The organism is Methylobacter sp., from assembly GCF_036845245.1.
Lineage (GTDB): Bacteria > Pseudomonadota > Gammaproteobacteria > Methylococcales > Methylomonadaceae > Methylobacter_A.
The window spans coordinates 24,382-39,669 of the sequence record NZ_DAIUEH010000039.1 but is presented as its reverse complement, the minus strand read 5'-3'; the positions used below and the strand labels follow the sequence as shown (position 1 = coordinate 39,669).

Here is a 15,288-nt window from a genome sequence, read left to right as displayed (position 1 = left end):
AGTATAGCAGAGCCATCATTATTTACTGATCCGCGCCTTGGCAAAGGCGCTAGCCATTGAACCTTGCACTGGAGCCTGTGGTTTCGGCTTGTACGCCGCCTGCTTTTGATTATTTCGTTCGGGCCTGGCCTCGCTCGCTTCAGGATTTGTTTTCATCGATAACGAAATGCGCTTGCGTTCGACATCGACCTCCAACACCGTCACTTTGACCATTTCACCGGTTTTAACCGCATCTCTGGGGTCTTTGACAAAAGTATCGGCCAAATGGGAAATATGCACCAGACCGTCTTGGTGTACGCCGATGTCGACAAATGCGCCGAAGTTGGCGACGTTGGTGACCACGCCATCCAATCTCATGCCGACTTCAAGATCGGTGATTTTCTCGATACCGGCCTTGAACTCAACGCTCTTAAATTCCGGTCTCGGGTCGCGGCCGGGCTTTTCCAGTTCCTGCAAAATGTCGGTCACCGTCGGCAAACCGAAATGCTCATTGGTGTAATTGGCAGGATTCAGCCCTCGTAAAAACTGGCTTTGGCCGATCAGGTCGCGGATCGATTTTCCGGTGCTGCCGATAATGGCTTCAACAACGGGATAAGCTTCGGGATGCACCGAAGACGCATCCAACGGGTTGTCGCCGTTCATGATGCGCAAAAATCCGGCCGCCTGTTCATAAGCCTTATCGCCCAACCTCGGCACTTTTTTCAATTGCTTGCGATTGGTAAACGGGCCGTTTTCATTACGAAAAGCGACGATGTTTTCACTGATGCTGGAAGACAATCCGGATACCTGTTTAAGCAGGGCTACCGACGCAGTGTTCACATCGACGCCGACCGCGTTTACGCAATCCTCAACTACGGTATCGAGTCCTTTAGCCAACTGCACCTGATTTACGTCATGCTGGTACTGGCCCACGCCGATCGATTTGGGATCGATTTTAACCAGCTCCGCCAACGGATCCTGCAAACGTCTGGCGATCGAAACCGCGCCGCGCAACGACACGTCCAGCTCGGGAAATTCCTTGGCCGCCAATTCAGACGCAGAATAAACCGATGCGCCTGCTTCCGACACGGTGATCTTGGTAAACTTAAGTTCGCTGTGCCGCTTCATCACATCGGCCACCAGTTGGTCGGTTTCCCGAGACCCGGTGCCGTTGCCGATGCTGACCAAATCAACATTATGTTTTTTGATCAGTTTTGCCAGCGTGTCTATCGCTCCATCCCAATCCTTGCGCGGCGGATGCGGATAAATGGTATCGGTAGCCAGCAGCTTGCCGGTAGGGTCGACAATCGCAACTTTAACGCCGGTGCGTATGCCGGGGTCCAGGCCCATCGTCGCTTTAGGCCCGGCCGGTGCGGCCAGCAGCAAGTCTCGTAAATTGCTGGCGAACACCCGGATCGCTTCTAGTTCGGCGGCTTCGCGCAGCCTGAGTTTCAAGTCCAGGTCGATACGGGTGTACAGCTTGATTTTCCAGGCGAAACGCGCGGTTTCCGCCAGCCAGGCATCGGCCGGTTTTGAGGTATCGGTAATCTTGAGATGACGGGCGACGAATTGGGCGCAAAGATCGTGCTCTTCTTTGTCTTCAGCGCCGGGTTTAAGCGTTAGATTCAACAAATCCTCATTGCGTCCGCGAAACAACGCCAAAGCCCGATGCGAAGGGATTTTGTTGATCGCTTCCTCGTAATCGAAATAATCCTTAAACTTTGCCGCTTCCTGCTCTTTGCCGGCCACAACGGCGGCATGGACAATGCCTTTTTGCCAGATGCGCTCACGCAGTTCGGCCAACAGTTCAGCGTCTTCGGAAATGCGCTCCATGATGATTTGCCGTGCGCCATCCAGAGCCGCAGCAACATCCGGCACGCCTTTGTCCGCATCGATATAAGCGGCGGCGATTTGTTCGGGAATCAGGCTGCGGTCATCCAATAACGCATCGGCCAGCGGCTCAAGCCCTGCTTCGCGGGCGATTTGCGCTTTGGTGCGACGCTTGGGTTTGTAAGGTAAATACAAATCCTCGAGCAGCGTTTTAGTGTCGGCATCGATAATGGCTCTTTCCAGTTCCGGCGTCAGCTTGCCCTGGGAAGCAATGCTGTCCAGAATAGTTTTGCGCCGCGCGTTCAGTTCGCGCAAATAACTCAAACGCTCTTCCAGCAACCTTAATTGAGTATCATCCAAACCACCGGTCACTTCTTTCCGGTAACGGGAAATAAACGGGACAGTCGCTCCCTCATCCAATAAGTTGACAGCAGCGCTGACTTGCTTGACGTTAACGGCTAATTCTTCGGCAATACGTTGTATTACATCCATTTCTTGAATTCTTATGCAGTTTAAGATGGGCGCATTGTAGCAGCAAGGCATGGCTTAGATAAAAATAAGCGCATCATTTCGAAATGACTCTAACTGATGATTCATTTTTGAATTATGATTTTAGAAAGTTTTAAGCGGTAGTCATAGCTAGTCAAGTTATTAAAAATCACTGACTTACAACTCGGCAATTATGCCGAACGGCTAAAAAAGACCCGCGCGAATTTGAAGAAAATTTTACTTTTCCCAGTGATGAAGCATAAGCTACAAACTTTAAAACGGGGATATAAACCATGGCAATCATAGAATTAGACGATGAAACGGCTGTCCTACTTAATGAATTGGCAGAGCATGAGCATATTAGCCCTGCCCAATTATTAAAAAATCTGGCGCTAGTCTATCGCAGCACACAACAAGCCAATCATGCCGAACAGCCTGAATTACTAACCGACTTTGCCGGGATACTAAAAAACTCCCCCTCATTTACCGGCAACCCGTTAGAGATTCAACAGGCGATGCGTGATGAATGGTCTTAGCTATTTGCTTGATACCAATATCGTCATCGGCTTGCTTAAAGGCAATGACAAAGCTATTACCTTTCTAAGCTGCATCAGTCTGTCCGCTTGCGGATTTAGTGCCATCACTCGGATGGAGTTGTTGAGTTACCCGGATTTGACTATGGATGAGGAACAGGCTATCAACCGCCTATTGGATCGGATGACGCATTTAGCGATTAGTCCGTTGATTGAAGATTTAACGATACAATTTAGACATCAACACCGCGTCAACTTACCTGACGCCATAATCGCCGCCACGGCCACCGCGCATGGCATTAAACTATTAACGCTGGACAAAAAACTTGCCGTGAAGTTGTAAGGTCAGTTTGTGTAGGTTGGGCAAACAGCCTTATCGTTTGCCCAACAGTGACCACGCGATAATGTTGGGCAGAAAAGCGTTGCCCAACCTACCCGGCTACGCTGCATATCTTCCGAATACAAAAGGGTACAGCCGAATTGAAGCGCTGAGCTGACGATCATACTGTCATACAGGGAAAAACCGAACCGTTCCGCAATATCCAGCCCCCGTTCATAGGTATCGACAATCACCGCTTGGGTCTGACATACCGCACGTACCGTCCCCAACATATCGTGTATTTCGGCATAGCTCATCCCAAGTTTTCGCGATGCAACCGAGGCAAATTCATTGAGCACTTGAACGCTTATGATGTCGCCGAAGCAATAATCGATTCGGCTCGGTCCGCTTTGCGGTTATCTTCGGACAATAAATACAACTGAACGTTGGCGTCGAAAAACGGCCTATCTGTTTTCATGGACTTCCAAGCGGTCAAACTTGAAGTCGGCAGGCAAACATCCGCGATATTTGCGCAACCGGACCAACAACTCTTGCGGACAGGGCTTTTTCTCAATTTCGAAAACCCGCTTACCGGCGATATGAATCTCGATGTCATCGCCTTCTTTATAAGCTGAAGCGCTTCGACAACCGGCGCAGGCAATCTTAAGGCCAAGCCATTACCCCATTTAACGACTTGCATGACGAACTCCAATGTTAGAAGGATATACAAAGCTTTATTGTATCCATGTTAATTGACGGTCTAATGATTCTTTATACGGCTAGCAAGATGAGCTGCCGAATGCTGAACGGAGCACATCAATCGCGAACGATACGATCCTGATATTACGGCATTCCTACCGCCTTAAATTTCAAATCCACTTTCACTCGATTCCTGAATACCGGGCAGTTTATTTGCCCGCAACTGTCACATCCATGTCACTTACATCAAAATAAAAATGATGATATTGTCTACGCCGTAGGTTAGGTGCATTGCAGACAATCATACAATGACCTGATCAACATCATCTGAATTCTAATACATACCTCTAATAGACATATCGCTAATATTTTTGGAGAAAAACACATGAGCAGTTATGACGCATGGCAAACGACTTTTTATTTTTCACTTTTGTCGAATGCCGTTTCGGGAGACATTTTGACGGTGAAGCTGGGAGAGGGAATAAATTTCCCGGCGTTGTTAAAGGAAGCGGCTGAACAGGCGCAGGCAAGTTTCACCGAGCAATTAAAACAAAGCTTTGCGGATGCTATTGTTGCAAATAATACAGCCACTCCTCCACCGCTAGGAGCCAACGACTGGGAAACCGTATGGGGTCCGCAGGCTTTTGTGATTCCGCCGGAGTTTAGCAGCATCGATTGGATTTCCCGCACTGTAAAATGTAATGCGACCAACGCCATAGCCGTTGTATTTAGTCCATCATTGAAACGTTACATTGTTGCTATCGCCGCAACTAATTTCGTCTCGGCCTATGATTGGCTTGTCGAGGATTTTAATGTCAAAGCCGTGGTCGCGTGGGAAGGCGCTTTGCAAGCGTGGGCGGGCAATAAGAACTCCACGTCTCCGAACGCAACAATCCCTTGCATATCCAGCGCCACCAACACAGGAATCACCAATCTCTTAGGAATGACCGACACGGTCATCACCAATAAGTCACTAATGGACTTCTTGGCTTCTGTCGATTCGTCGGGCTGCACCCTAACTTTCACCGGCCATTCATTGGCAGGCGCATTGTCGCCCACTTTAGTCATGGCCGCTTTTGATCCGACCGCAGGCTTGCTGAAAAACTCCTCATGGACAGTAGGACAGGCTCAAGCATATCCAACCGCCGGAGCGACGCCTGGCAATGGCCCATTCGCGCAGTTGTTCAATGGCACGGAATTTGGCGGAAGCAATGGCACTCAGCCTTGGCAATTGTGGAACACCGATCTTTTCAATAATTTGGACATGGTGCCGCGAGCCTGGGATAAGGAATTGATGACAGCATTGCCACAGATCTATAAAGCTTACTACAAAGATTTGCTGGCGTTGGATGCCATTATCAAGACAGCATTGGTTGATGCTGCTCTGGGTGAATTGGTTGCCGGCCCTTACACATCGATCAATCGCGCCTGCCTCAATGGCGAAACGCCCGCCGATGCCGCTAACGAATTCGCTTATCAGTACACAGTGACCCTTGATGGCTTAACAAGTGCAACCGCAACCGAGCTGATGACGCTGCCGCAAGCCGCTCAAAGCACTCAATCGCCGACCGATAAAACCGACATCAGCTGGCCGCGTCAACTGCTATTCCAACATACCAGAGCTTATTCCGAGTTGATTCTAGGCGATGGGCCGACACCGAGTAAAAGCAGCAACGGATAAGCGGAACTTGAGCGTGGTCTCAGGCTTGCGTATAAGAGATCACGGGTAAAGTAACGAACCGGTTTTCACCGGATCATCGGAGGCGGTCAACCGCCTCCGATTTCCACAAAATGTAGCGTATGGATTTTCCCGCTTTCTTCACTCATTGATTCACAATGTCGATCGCGGTTTAATTCTGCAAGCGCGTCCGGGGCAAAAACTGAGCTTTTTCGAAAACAGCAATACCTGCTTCACCGATAAATTCCAACAGGCTATTAAAATCTTTTAACAGCGCTCCGGGTTCTGTGTCGCTAAACGGTTGATTTCGATTTAGCCGGTGTACAGGGCGTTAGTTTGTTGCTCATCAGCGTCCTCCTGTTTCTTCTGTAATCAACTGCTTCAATAATTCTTTGCAGACAGCCATACCTTTTTCAGCATACTCGTTATAATCACGATGCCACCAGTCTTGCTTGGTTTTGTAGACCGGGGCCAATCTGTCAACCGTCAACAAATTATAAATATTAACCCATTCGCCTTCCACTTTGAGCGCCAGTCTGGGATTGAAAATATAAGCGCCGCGCAACACTCGATAGAATAGTTTGCGGTTGTGCTTGTCGTCTTTTTTGATTTCGTTTTTGGACAGGATGCTGGACAGGTAAGCCCGTTGCTTACGCCGTTCAGGAAGAATGCTGCCTGGAATATGCTGCACGGCGTCGATAAAGTCCTGGGTGGTGAAACCTTCGAGGCGATAGGTCATTTTTTTCGGCATCACCCGGTAAAACAGCGCGATCATCAGGTTAAGCATGAAAAACTCCATGCTGCTTTTATCGAGTTTGATCAGGCGGCCATCGACCTGGATACTCATGCTGGTGGGTTCCAGTTGTTCGTAGATGTCGGCCAATTTCTTCTTAGCGTAGGTATCGCTACGATCCGTTTGCGCCAAGGCGATTTGAAATGCGGTCAAGCCGTTGCCGTCGACTTTTTCGGTATCGGCGCCCAGCTCAAACAGCGCTTTGATAACTTCAACATTGCCCATCCAGGCCGCGACCATTAACGGCGTTTGGTTGAAGATGTTGCGAAAATCCGGGCCGTATTGATTAACTTGTTTGAGCACGGCATCGGGCTTTTTAAAGCTGTAGGCGCTGTAGTGCTTTTGCTGCAACATCTGCAAGCCTTTGTCCGGCTGCTTGGCGGCTTTGAATTCGGCTTTCAGCAGACTGTTGATGATGTCGCGGTCTTCATAAACCAAGCCGTATTCGAACAACGTCATCTTGGCGTTCTTATCGTTGCTTTCAAAGGCTTTACGTTTTAGATCGGCCAGCGTTGCAGCGGTGATGACCTGCCAGTCCGGCGTTTTTTGTTTGAGGATTTCATTGCGAATCCGATCGGCCTGTTCTTGTTTACCTTGCAGTTCCAGCTTATGCGCTTCCTGACGCCAAACGTCCAGGCTGGAGTTTTGATTGGCGAGTTGCAGGCTGCTCTGGGCATCGCGCAGACCCAACAGCTCCAGCAAGGGTTGTTTGGGGTTGCTTTCGATCCAGTACAGGTTTTTAACCGCCCGCGTTATCGCGACATATAAGGCGTTGATATAAAACTTATAAACTTCCAGAGATTTGTCGGTTTTATCCTTGGCGCGGGCGTATTTAATATCCTGTTGCAAATCCGCAGCACTGACGCCTTTGCTGATTTCCCGGTAACGGGCTTCCTCCTGGCTCAGGAAGTTGTAGAGAATGATGTTTTCGTATTCCAGCCCTTTGGCTTCCTGGATGGTAAATACCAGCGGCGTGCTGAAATGCTGCTGCGCTGCCGGTTTTTGGTCGACCGTCATGACGATGACCGCAAACAGCGTGGAGGCTTTGGTTTTGCTGTCCAGCTCCTGGCGAATGGTCACGGTGTCCTGTAAAAACAACACTTCACCGTGGGTGTGGCCGTTGCTTTCCACCAGATAATGGCTTTCTTTGTCGATGGAACCGAAGCGCTGGTTTTTGATTTTCAGAATCTTGTTGGCAATGTCGGTGACTTGTGGCGAATTGCGGTAATTGGTATTCAGGATCCGGATCAATTGGTCCGATGTTTGTAAATCTTCCTGTCGGTAAAACAGGCTTTTAACTTTCGACCAGGAAAAGAAGTTGGGATGCACAATCTGGTTGGAATCGCCGCACAAGATAAAATCCTGAGCCTGACGTAGCGATTTGATAATCAGGTACAGCTGGATATTGGTTAAATCCTGCACTTCATCGACAACGACAAAATCGTAACCGGGTTGAACATGCTGTAAATACTGGTGACTGACGATGTTGCTGTCGTAAAGCTGATGGTCTTGTAAAAAACTCAGGTATTTTTCAAAAATGTCGTACACCGCATCGCGTTCTTCACCCAAGAAGATCGATTCTTTGACACCCAGATTCAGGTAATCTTCACGGCTTAACCAGCTTTTATCGGTGGCAGGCCCGGTAATGACACCGCGAAACTCTTCAAACAACTTATGCGCATCTTTCAGTTGGCCTTGGCGATAGCGGCTAAACCACTGTTGGAAAGCCTGGAAAGTGACCGGTTTACCCGCCGGCACCCGGATACTCTCCAAAAATTCCTGGAACGATAAGAAATCAATCTGTTGATCGGGGTTATCGTAATGGTGTGCGTAATACAAGTCGCGTGAGTTTTTAACCAGATAAGCCGACTGAGTCACATACAGCACGTCGCCCACAGACTGTTTCATTTTTTCCAGAGTCAGGGCCGTCTTACCGCTACCGGCCGAGCCGATCACAATCAACGGGGGCTGCAAGTCGTAAACCGATTGTTGGCGGTCATCGAATGAGATGATTTTATCCAACAGGTTAAACGAATTATGACCGGGGTTCAGGTAAACCAGCTCTTTTTCGCCGGACTCATCGGGCTTGAGCATGACGGGGATCTTGTCTTCATCAATACTGCTGACTTGACGTAACAAACGCGAGTCTGGGTAAGCATGGTTTTTAATGAACTCCAAAATCAGCGCATAATTTTGCTGCTTATGCTGATAAATTGAGAACAGCAAGCGATCGCGTTGATTGAGCCTGGCCCTGTACAGATTGTCGCCGACTTTTTTTACCTCAGCCGATTTGAAGTCATCTTGTTCCAGGTATTTTTGCAACTTGGCGAAACCGGGAATATTTTTGGGATTGAGCTCGTTATATAAGAGGACTTTCATAAGCGTTTTGTTTTTGTTAAAAGTGTTGCCGGAATAAGCCGGTTCGAGCGACACGGCAATATTACTACAGATCAAATTTCTTTCAATAACCGATCCTGCTCAGAATTTTCAATTAATTTAGTGAACTTATTGACGATATCCATAAAAAGCTGTTTCCGGTTAATATCAGGTAAATGGTTTTGTCCGCATTGTTCCAGCGCGTTAATAACATAAGCAATAGTAATTATATTAATATCGACCGCAGGCTGGTAGACCTCATATTCGTCCTGATCTTTAAACTCGACAATAATATGGCTTGCTATTAATTTCATTAAAATCGATTGAATAATTGCTATCGGAATAGCTAGCTTTTTGGCTATTTGGGCTGATGTTAAGGGGCTATTCAAGTCAATAAAATTTCTAATGATCAAATGAGTAACTTGTAACGCAATCACTTTTTTCAAGGAAAAACTTAAATTGGAAAACTTGTTACTATTTTGATAATTTTCGTAATTCTGTAAGAAAAAAGCTATTTCACAACCAAATAAGACAATCATCCAACCAATTTGTAGCCAGGCGACAAATAACGGTAATGCGGCAAAACTGCCGTAAATTGCGTTATACGCCGATACGCCAATCTGTAAACTTAAATAGGCCCACTGAACCAGATGATACATAATGCCTGTCGCAATACCGGCAATTATGCCTGCCCTATAATTGATTTTATGGTTAGGCATAAAAATAAACATAAAAGCAAACAGTGCTGACATCAGTATTAAAGGCAATAAGCTTAGTCCCCTAATAACCAACCAAGCACCCATACCAGGTAATTGAATAACAGTTATTAACCAGGTTATCTTTGTTTTTAAAAATACGGTAATGCTGCCGGAAATTATTAATACAATCGGGGCTAGCAACATTAGAGATAAATAATCGCTGAATTTTCGGCCTATGGGTCTGCCCTTATCTACTTTCCAAATATAATTAAATGATTCTTCAATGTCACCGATTACATTAATAATGGTCCAAAGCAAGATAATAATACCGGTCCCGGCAACAACTTCGCCTTTAGCACTATCCAACATATTTTGCGCAAAACTGATTAATTGTAATACCATCGTTTCCTGATTAGGTATTTGCTCCATTAACCGCTGCTCCATTATTTTCTCAAAGCCAAACCCTTTGGCGATGCCAAATAACAGGGCGATAATAGGTACTATGGATAATAAAGTATAAAGCGTTAATGCGGATGATCTTAGCGAGCAAAGATCCCGCGAGAAGCCCTGAGCAGATAATATTATTATTTTTAGCGACCTAATTATTTTCGCTTTAAATGACGGAAGCTTTTCTTCATCCAGCAGCCATATATCTTTCTTAATAAAATTGATTATATTGAGTTCCATAGGCTGACTTTATGCTTTTAATTAAAAGTAATTATTTTTTTAAACGAATGATCCCGTTTAAAAATACGCCAATGTAGCATGTCATCTATTCGTTCAATCTCAGCAGCCGTGACTAATACAGCAATATTTTGAGCAAACTATAACTATCGTGCTATTTATTTACTGAATTCTGATGTTAAGCCATTTTCTACAAGCCAGCATCATCTTATTTATGGATGGAATACTAAGGTGCATTAAAATTGAATTTTAAGCGTATGAAAAAACCGTGTATGCAGATGAGGCGCCAATGGAAGATGTATTAGTTTTAGTGATCCACATACCCCCTTTTTTGATCATCCTTTATTCAAGGAAAAATTTCCTAACCTGTTTTTCAATGTCCGCACCGTTATTAGGTGCGATAGCAATAACCATCGCGATGATCCTGGGCAGTATTCTCGTTTGTTGGTTGAGAAGTTAACGGGCATGGTTTGATTCCACTCATAATCAAGTACATTAACAAACTTGATCGCTCTAATTAAAACAAATCCAGGTAGGTGGGAGAATTGCTTTTCAGCTTATCGATTAATTATACCGGTTCCGCAACGAATATTACCGAAGCCGGTTTACCTGTCTTGGGATGTATGGGTTCGCGTATCTCAAGCAACCGGAATTCACTATCGACAAACAACTTTGTCCAACTCTCGAAGGTTCTGAAATACCATGGAGCCGGGTCGGTAAAATCGGGATTTAATCCAGCCCATGAACCTTCCCGCCACCCATCCCGGTATGGAAGATCGCCACAGACCATGACTGGATGAAGGGTCTGTATAATGAACAAGCCAGGTTGATTCAGTAGCATCCGAGCAGCGCTAAACACTCCCTCGACGGATTCTTTTCCGAGCAATGCGAAGTTACAAACAATAACATCTACCGAGACGCTGAGTTTTCCAGCGGCAAGCTCTTCATAGGAAATCACACGAAAATCACCGTCTCCGGCATGCAGGGCTACTTCAACGAGACCAGGCACGACATCTATGCCAATGACATGGATATTCGCAACAGCAAGTTCGCGAGCCAGCCAGCCTTCACCGCAACCGATGTCAAGCACGGAACGCGGCGAACGGCTCAGTACTGCATCCAAGATCGCCTGATCGGTGATCTGCCGGCGACTCTCGATTTGTCCATCACGCACGGCAATGACCCACTGCCGCGCATTCTTGCCCCATGATTCAATGATTTTCGCATCGCTGAGTGGATCAATTTCCATCGAATCTACGGCTAAGGTTTGGGCAAGAACGGTTGGCTACGGAAACTTATCGAAGCCAAGTATGGATGCACGCACCGGTAACTGGTTTGACTCAGCCAGACGTTTTACAACATCGACAATGCGCTTTCGTAATCCGGTTCATGAGCGATTTCATTAACCAGTTGCGTATAAATGACTTTGTCATTTTCATCGATAATCACGATAGCACGGGCAGTCAATCCGCGAAGAAAGGTATCGACGATGGTCACACCGTAATCATCGGAAAAGCTGGAGCGAAAAGTGGACAACGGAATGACGTCTTTTAAACCTTCCGATTCACAAAAGCGGCTTTGCGCAAAAGGCAAGTCGGCTGAAACGGCTAAGACAACGGTGTTGTCCAGATGTGAGGCTTTCTGGTTGAACTTGCGCGTTGACGCGGCGCAGGTCGGTGTATCCAGACTGGGTACGATATTCAGGATTTTTCTCTTGCCGGCATAGGTTGCCAAGGTGACATCCACTAACTCGCGGCTGGTCAAAGAGAATGCCGGTGCATCGCTGCCAACTGCGGGTAATTCGCCGGAAGTGTTTAGGGGCTTGCCTTGAAATGTGATTGTAGCCATGATTGTTTCCTGTAGTGTTGATTTAATGACAAACGATGCTTTATTCCAGCCTACGCATTATCTTTGAATATCCATGTCGGACAGAATCACTTAATCCCTTTTCTTACTCTTTACCCGCTTCATCAAGCGTTCCTTCTTTTTCACCTGCCATTCGGTCAGCTTGTTCTTTTGACCGTGGAACGGATTGGCCGGCGACTTAAACACTAAGCGTATCGGCGTACCGACCAAGCCCATCTTGTCGCGGTAATAGTTCACCAAGTAACGTTTGTAAGACTCAGGCAATGCATCGGTTTGCACACCGTGGATCACCACGATCGGCGGATTCCTGCCGCCTTGATGCGCATATTTCAGCTTAATACGGCGGCTATTCACTATCGGCGGCTGATGCGCGGTGGTGGCTTCTTTCAGGATACGGGTCAGCACCGGCGTAGACATATCGAGCATGGCCGCCGCATACAATTGTTGTACGACATCGAACATTTTGCCGACGCCGCTGCCATGCAAGGCTGAAATCGGGTGTTTTTCCGCAAACTCAAGAAAGGACAGTTTGACATCGAGCTGCCGATGGATGGTTGCCTTTTGGTCGGCACTGATGCCGTCCCATTTGTTCAAGCCGATAATCAGGGCTCTTCCGGCTTCCAATACCAAGCCTAATAAATGCGCATCCTGATCGGTGATGCCTTCCCGCGCGTCAATCAGGTAAATGACGACATTGGCTTTTTCAATCGCTTGCAACGATTTAATGACACTGAATTTTTCAATGGTCTCGGCAATCTTCGATCTTCTGCGCATTCCGGCGGTATCGATCAGCGTGAACTTTTTGCCGTTGCGTTCAAAAGGGATATAAATACTGTCGCGCGTGGTGCCCGGTTCATCGAATACGATAACCCGTTCTTCACCTAACAAGCGGTTGACCAGCGTCGATTTGCCGACATTGGGCCGTCCAACGACAGCAATGCCGATGCCGCTATGCGCCTCTTCGACTTCACCCTTGTCCGGCGGCAACAGTTGGTTAACTTTTTCCAGTAATTCAGGTATGCCTCTGCCATGGGAAGCGGCGATCTGAACCGGCTCGCCCAATGCCAGCGAATAAAAATCCGATGCGGCAACCGTGGCGTCAATACCGTCAACTTTATTGGTGACCAATATGACCGGCTTATCCAGCTTCCTGAGAGTATCGGCAATCACTTTGTCGGAAACGCTCAGGCCTTCGCGTGCATCAACCATGAAAAACACGACGTCAGCCTCTTCCAATGCGACTTGCACCTGTTTTCTGGCGAAGCTTTCTATGCCTTCGGCATCATCGGCTATACCGCCGGTATCGACGACCAGACAGGGACGGTCACCCAGTTTCACCCGGCCGTATTGCCGATCTCGGGTTAATCCTGAGAAATCCGCAACCAGAGCATCGCGGCTACGCGTTAAATAATTGAATAATGTGGACTTGCCGACATTAGGTCGCCCTACTAAGGCTATTACAGGTAACATATTTTATTGAACTTTTAAAGCGGCAAGCGTGCCGTCTTTTGCATAAACATAAACAATATTATCGACTACGATTGGCTTGGCATCGATCGGGGCCTCGGTTATTTGTACACGGCCCATTTGCCTGCCATCGGTGCTGGATAACCAATGCACGTAGCCTTCAAAATCCCCTACCACGACATAATTTTCATACGGGACCGGAGCCGTTAATTTTCTTTGATGCAAATCCTTCTGCTTCCACAAGCCCGCACCGCTATGCTGATCCAGTTGCATGACGTGACTTTCCGAATTGGTTAGGTATAAGTACCGGTAGTCGTTACTCAAGCCTGAATGCGACGAAATGGTTTCATTGCGCCACAATATATCGCCGTCCAATTCCGAAATGGCCGCTATTCCGCCCTGATAACTGGCCACATAAATCACACCGTTAATGGCGATAGGATCAACATCCAGATCAACCAGACGTTCGATTTCAGAGCGCCCTTTAGAGATAGCAATGCTGGTTTCCCATACATATTTGCCGTCAGTCAGCCGTAAAGCCATCACTTTACCGTTATCGTAACCGCCGATCACGTTACCTTCAACAATCAACGGCGATCCGGTCCCGCGTAAACTTAAAGCCGGTACGCTACGCTCATAATTCCAGCGCTTGCCGCCGGTTTTTTCATCAAGAGCAATCACTGCGCCATCCGTGGTCCTGACGATAACAATGCCATTGGCGACCACAGGCACTGAAAGCACCTCGCTGGATACCGAGGTTTTCCATAACACCGCGCCGGTTTCAATGTCTAACGCAACGACTTCAGCATCGCTGGAACCCAAAATCACGGTGCCTGCGCCAAGACCCGGTCCACCGGAAAAGTGAACGTCGGTTTCGGTTTCCCAAATTAAATTGCCGGTAGTCAGGCTTCTGGCCTGCACCACGCCTTCCCGATCCGCCGCCAGTATTTTTCCGCTGCCGATGACTGGAATCAGTTTCAAGGATTGCTCGTCGGCGCCGACACCGACCGATTCTTTCCAGATAACTTCAGTCTTGATTTCAGGGGCATACTCAACCAGGAGGCTCGGAGGATCGGCGTTGTCTTCGCCGCCACTAAAGTAGTCGGTAATGCCGGAAATAGATTCCCCAATAGTATCAACAGCCGCACAGCCTGTTAATAAGGTGATAAAAATCAATACAGATAGGGTAAGACGCATTATTTTTGATTTTCCAGCTTTTCTTGGGCGGTCAGGTCATCAATTTTGAACTGTAACAAGGGTGACGGCTGTCCATTTCTCAGTGCATTTTGATACGATGTGCGCGCCTCATCCAAACGATCCAGGGCTACGTACAAATCGCCTACCAGTTCATCGTAATTGGCCGAATAACTGGCCGTTGCTTTGGCATCGACCTCGTTAACCACTTGCAAGCCCTGTTCGTATTCGCCGGTAGCCAGCATTAAACGCACCAGTCTTATCCTGGCGATATTGCTCAACTGTTTATCCGGCTCTGCCGCAATAGTTTTCAGAATCTGCTTCGCCGCGGTGAAATCGCCTTGCTGCGCTTTTAACTTGGCCTCGAATAGTCCGCTGAATGCGGCATATTCCGTGCCTTTAAACTGCTCCTGCATATGCTCGGCCAGTTTCTCTACGGACTCTTTTTTATCCCCGTCCAGTGCTTTCAGCAATTGGTCATAGGTTGCGGAAGCTTGCGCTGACTGCGTTTTCTTATGATCCTGCCAGTAATTCCAGCCCAGAATAATGACAATACCCATGACTAATCCAACGATGGTCGAGGTTGAGTTTTCTTTCCACCATCTTTTTAAGGCTTCAACCTGTTCTTCTTCTGTATCGTAAATTTCCACTTGTTTTTCTCTTTTTTAAATTTAAAAAATATA

The 15,288-nt window shown here is 47.4% G+C and carries 13 protein-coding genes; 3 read left to right on the top strand and 10 right to left on the bottom strand.

Features of this window, described 5'->3' with window-relative positions; genetic code table 11:
- Positions 1 to 18: 18 nt before the first annotated feature.
- Entirely contained in the window at positions 19 to 2,301 is a 2,283-nt protein-coding gene (locus V7051_RS16755; RefSeq protein ID WP_333876783.1) for a Tex family protein, read from the bottom strand.
- Positions 2,302 to 2,591: 290 nt separating this feature from the next.
- Here V7051_RS16755 and V7051_RS16750 point away from each other — a divergent pair, with 290 nt between their 5' ends.
- Both V7051_RS16750 and V7051_RS16745 read left to right on the top strand, forming a co-directional pair.
- Positions 2,592 to 2,834: a hypothetical protein gene (locus V7051_RS16750; protein WP_333876785.1), complete on the top strand. Its 243-nt coding sequence runs from the start codon at positions 2,592 to 2,594 to the stop codon at positions 2,832 to 2,834.
- Entirely contained in the window at positions 2,821 to 3,174 is a 354-nt protein-coding gene (locus V7051_RS16745; RefSeq protein ID WP_333876787.1) for a PIN domain-containing protein, read from the top strand. The genes V7051_RS16750 and V7051_RS16745 overlap by 14 nt, the downstream gene beginning before the upstream one ends.
- A gap of 2 nt (positions 3,175 to 3,176) precedes the next feature.
- On the opposite strand, the gene V7051_RS16740 is transcribed toward V7051_RS16745, so the two are convergent.
- Together V7051_RS16740 and V7051_RS16735 are read right to left on the bottom strand one after the other, a co-directional pair.
- On the bottom strand, positions 3,177 to 3,467 hold the full coding sequence (locus V7051_RS16740; RefSeq protein WP_333876788.1) for a hypothetical protein: 291 nt from the start codon (positions 3,465 to 3,467) through the stop codon (positions 3,177 to 3,179).
- A 50-nt stretch (positions 3,468 to 3,517) separates the two neighbouring features.
- Entirely contained in the window at positions 3,518 to 3,850 is a 333-nt protein-coding gene (locus tag V7051_RS16735; protein ID WP_333876790.1) for an AbrB/MazE/SpoVT family DNA-binding domain-containing protein, read from the bottom strand.
- A gap of 384 nt (positions 3,851 to 4,234) precedes the next feature.
- On the opposite strand from V7051_RS16735, the gene V7051_RS16730 reads away from it, so the two are divergent.
- Positions 4,235 to 5,530 (top strand): hypothetical protein, encoded by a 1,296-nt coding sequence (locus V7051_RS16730; protein ID WP_333876792.1) that lies wholly within the window; start codon positions 4,235 to 4,237, stop codon positions 5,528 to 5,530.
- Positions 5,531 to 5,873: 343 nt separating this feature from the next.
- Here the strand turns inward: V7051_RS16730 and V7051_RS16725 are convergent, their stop codons facing one another.
- The 7 genes from V7051_RS16725 to V7051_RS16695 form a co-directional block, all read right to left on the bottom strand.
- Positions 5,874 to 8,699, bottom strand: coding sequence for an ankyrin repeat domain-containing protein (locus V7051_RS16725; protein ID WP_333876794.1), 2,826 nt, complete (start codon positions 8,697 to 8,699; stop codon positions 5,874 to 5,876).
- Positions 8,700 to 8,770: 71 nt separating this feature from the next.
- Entirely contained in the window at positions 8,771 to 10,081 is a 1,311-nt protein-coding gene (locus V7051_RS16720) for a YihY/virulence factor BrkB family protein (protein ID WP_333876795.1), read from the bottom strand.
- A 565-nt stretch (positions 10,082 to 10,646) separates the two neighbouring features.
- Positions 10,647 to 11,327, bottom strand: a complete 681-nt coding sequence (locus tag V7051_RS16715; RefSeq protein WP_333876797.1) for a class I SAM-dependent methyltransferase — start codon at positions 11,325 to 11,327, stop codon at positions 10,647 to 10,649.
- Positions 11,328 to 11,431: 104 nt separating this feature from the next.
- Positions 11,432 to 11,926 carry a thiol peroxidase gene (tpx, locus tag V7051_RS16710; protein WP_333876799.1) on the bottom strand — a complete coding sequence of 165 codons (495 nt, stop codon included), beginning with the start codon at positions 11,924 to 11,926 and terminating at the stop codon, positions 11,432 to 11,434.
- A gap of 90 nt (positions 11,927 to 12,016) precedes the next feature.
- On the bottom strand, positions 12,017 to 13,414 hold the full coding sequence (der, locus tag V7051_RS16705; protein ID WP_333876802.1) for a ribosome biogenesis GTPase Der: 1,398 nt from the start codon (positions 13,412 to 13,414) through the stop codon (positions 12,017 to 12,019).
- A gap of 3 nt (positions 13,415 to 13,417) precedes the next feature.
- The gene (gene bamB, locus V7051_RS16700) at positions 13,418 to 14,608 is read right to left on the bottom strand and encodes an outer membrane protein assembly factor BamB (protein WP_333876804.1); all 1,191 of its coding nucleotides are present in this window, start codon (positions 14,606 to 14,608) and stop codon (positions 13,418 to 13,420) included.
- A complete protein-coding gene (locus V7051_RS16695) occupies positions 14,608 to 15,255 on the bottom strand; it encodes a YfgM family protein (RefSeq protein WP_333876805.1) in 648 nt (215 codons plus the stop codon). Before V7051_RS16695 ends, bamB begins: the two co-directional genes overlap by 1 nt.
- Positions 15,256 to 15,288: the final 33 nt, after the last annotated feature.

Bases quoted from the DNA above. Each gene is read 5' to 3' on its own strand.
- V7051_RS16755 (WP_333876783.1), bottom strand. From the start codon at position 2,301: ATGGATGTAATACAACGTATTGCCGAAGAATTAGCCGTTAACGTCAAG.
- V7051_RS16750 (WP_333876785.1), top strand. From the start codon at position 2,592: ATGGCAATCATAGAATTAGACGATGAAACGGCTGTCCTACTTAATGAA.
- V7051_RS16745 (WP_333876787.1), top strand. From the start codon at position 2,821: ATGAATGGTCTTAGCTATTTGCTTGATACCAATATCGTCATCGGCTTG.
- V7051_RS16740 (WP_333876788.1), bottom strand. From the start codon at position 3,467: ATGAGCTATGCCGAAATACACGATATGTTGGGGACGGTACGTGCGGTA.
- V7051_RS16735 (WP_333876790.1), bottom strand. From the start codon at position 3,850: ATGCAAGTCGTTAAATGGGGTAATGGCTTGGCCTTAAGATTGCCTGCG.
- V7051_RS16730 (WP_333876792.1), top strand. From the start codon at position 4,235: ATGAGCAGTTATGACGCATGGCAAACGACTTTTTATTTTTCACTTTTG.
- V7051_RS16725 (WP_333876794.1), bottom strand. From the start codon at position 8,699: ATGAAAGTCCTCTTATATAACGAGCTCAATCCCAAAAATATTCCCGGT.
- V7051_RS16720 (WP_333876795.1), bottom strand. From the start codon at position 10,081: ATGGAACTCAATATAATCAATTTTATTAAGAAAGATATATGGCTGCTG.
- V7051_RS16715 (WP_333876797.1), bottom strand. From the start codon at position 11,327: ATGGAAATTGATCCACTCAGCGATGCGAAAATCATTGAATCATGGGGC.
- tpx (WP_333876799.1), bottom strand. From the start codon at position 11,926: ATGGCTACAATCACATTTCAAGGCAAGCCCCTAAACACTTCCGGCGAA.
- der (WP_333876802.1), bottom strand. From the start codon at position 13,414: ATGTTACCTGTAATAGCCTTAGTAGGGCGACCTAATGTCGGCAAGTCC.
- bamB (WP_333876804.1), bottom strand. From the start codon at position 14,608: ATGCGTCTTACCCTATCTGTATTGATTTTTATCACCTTATTAACAGGC.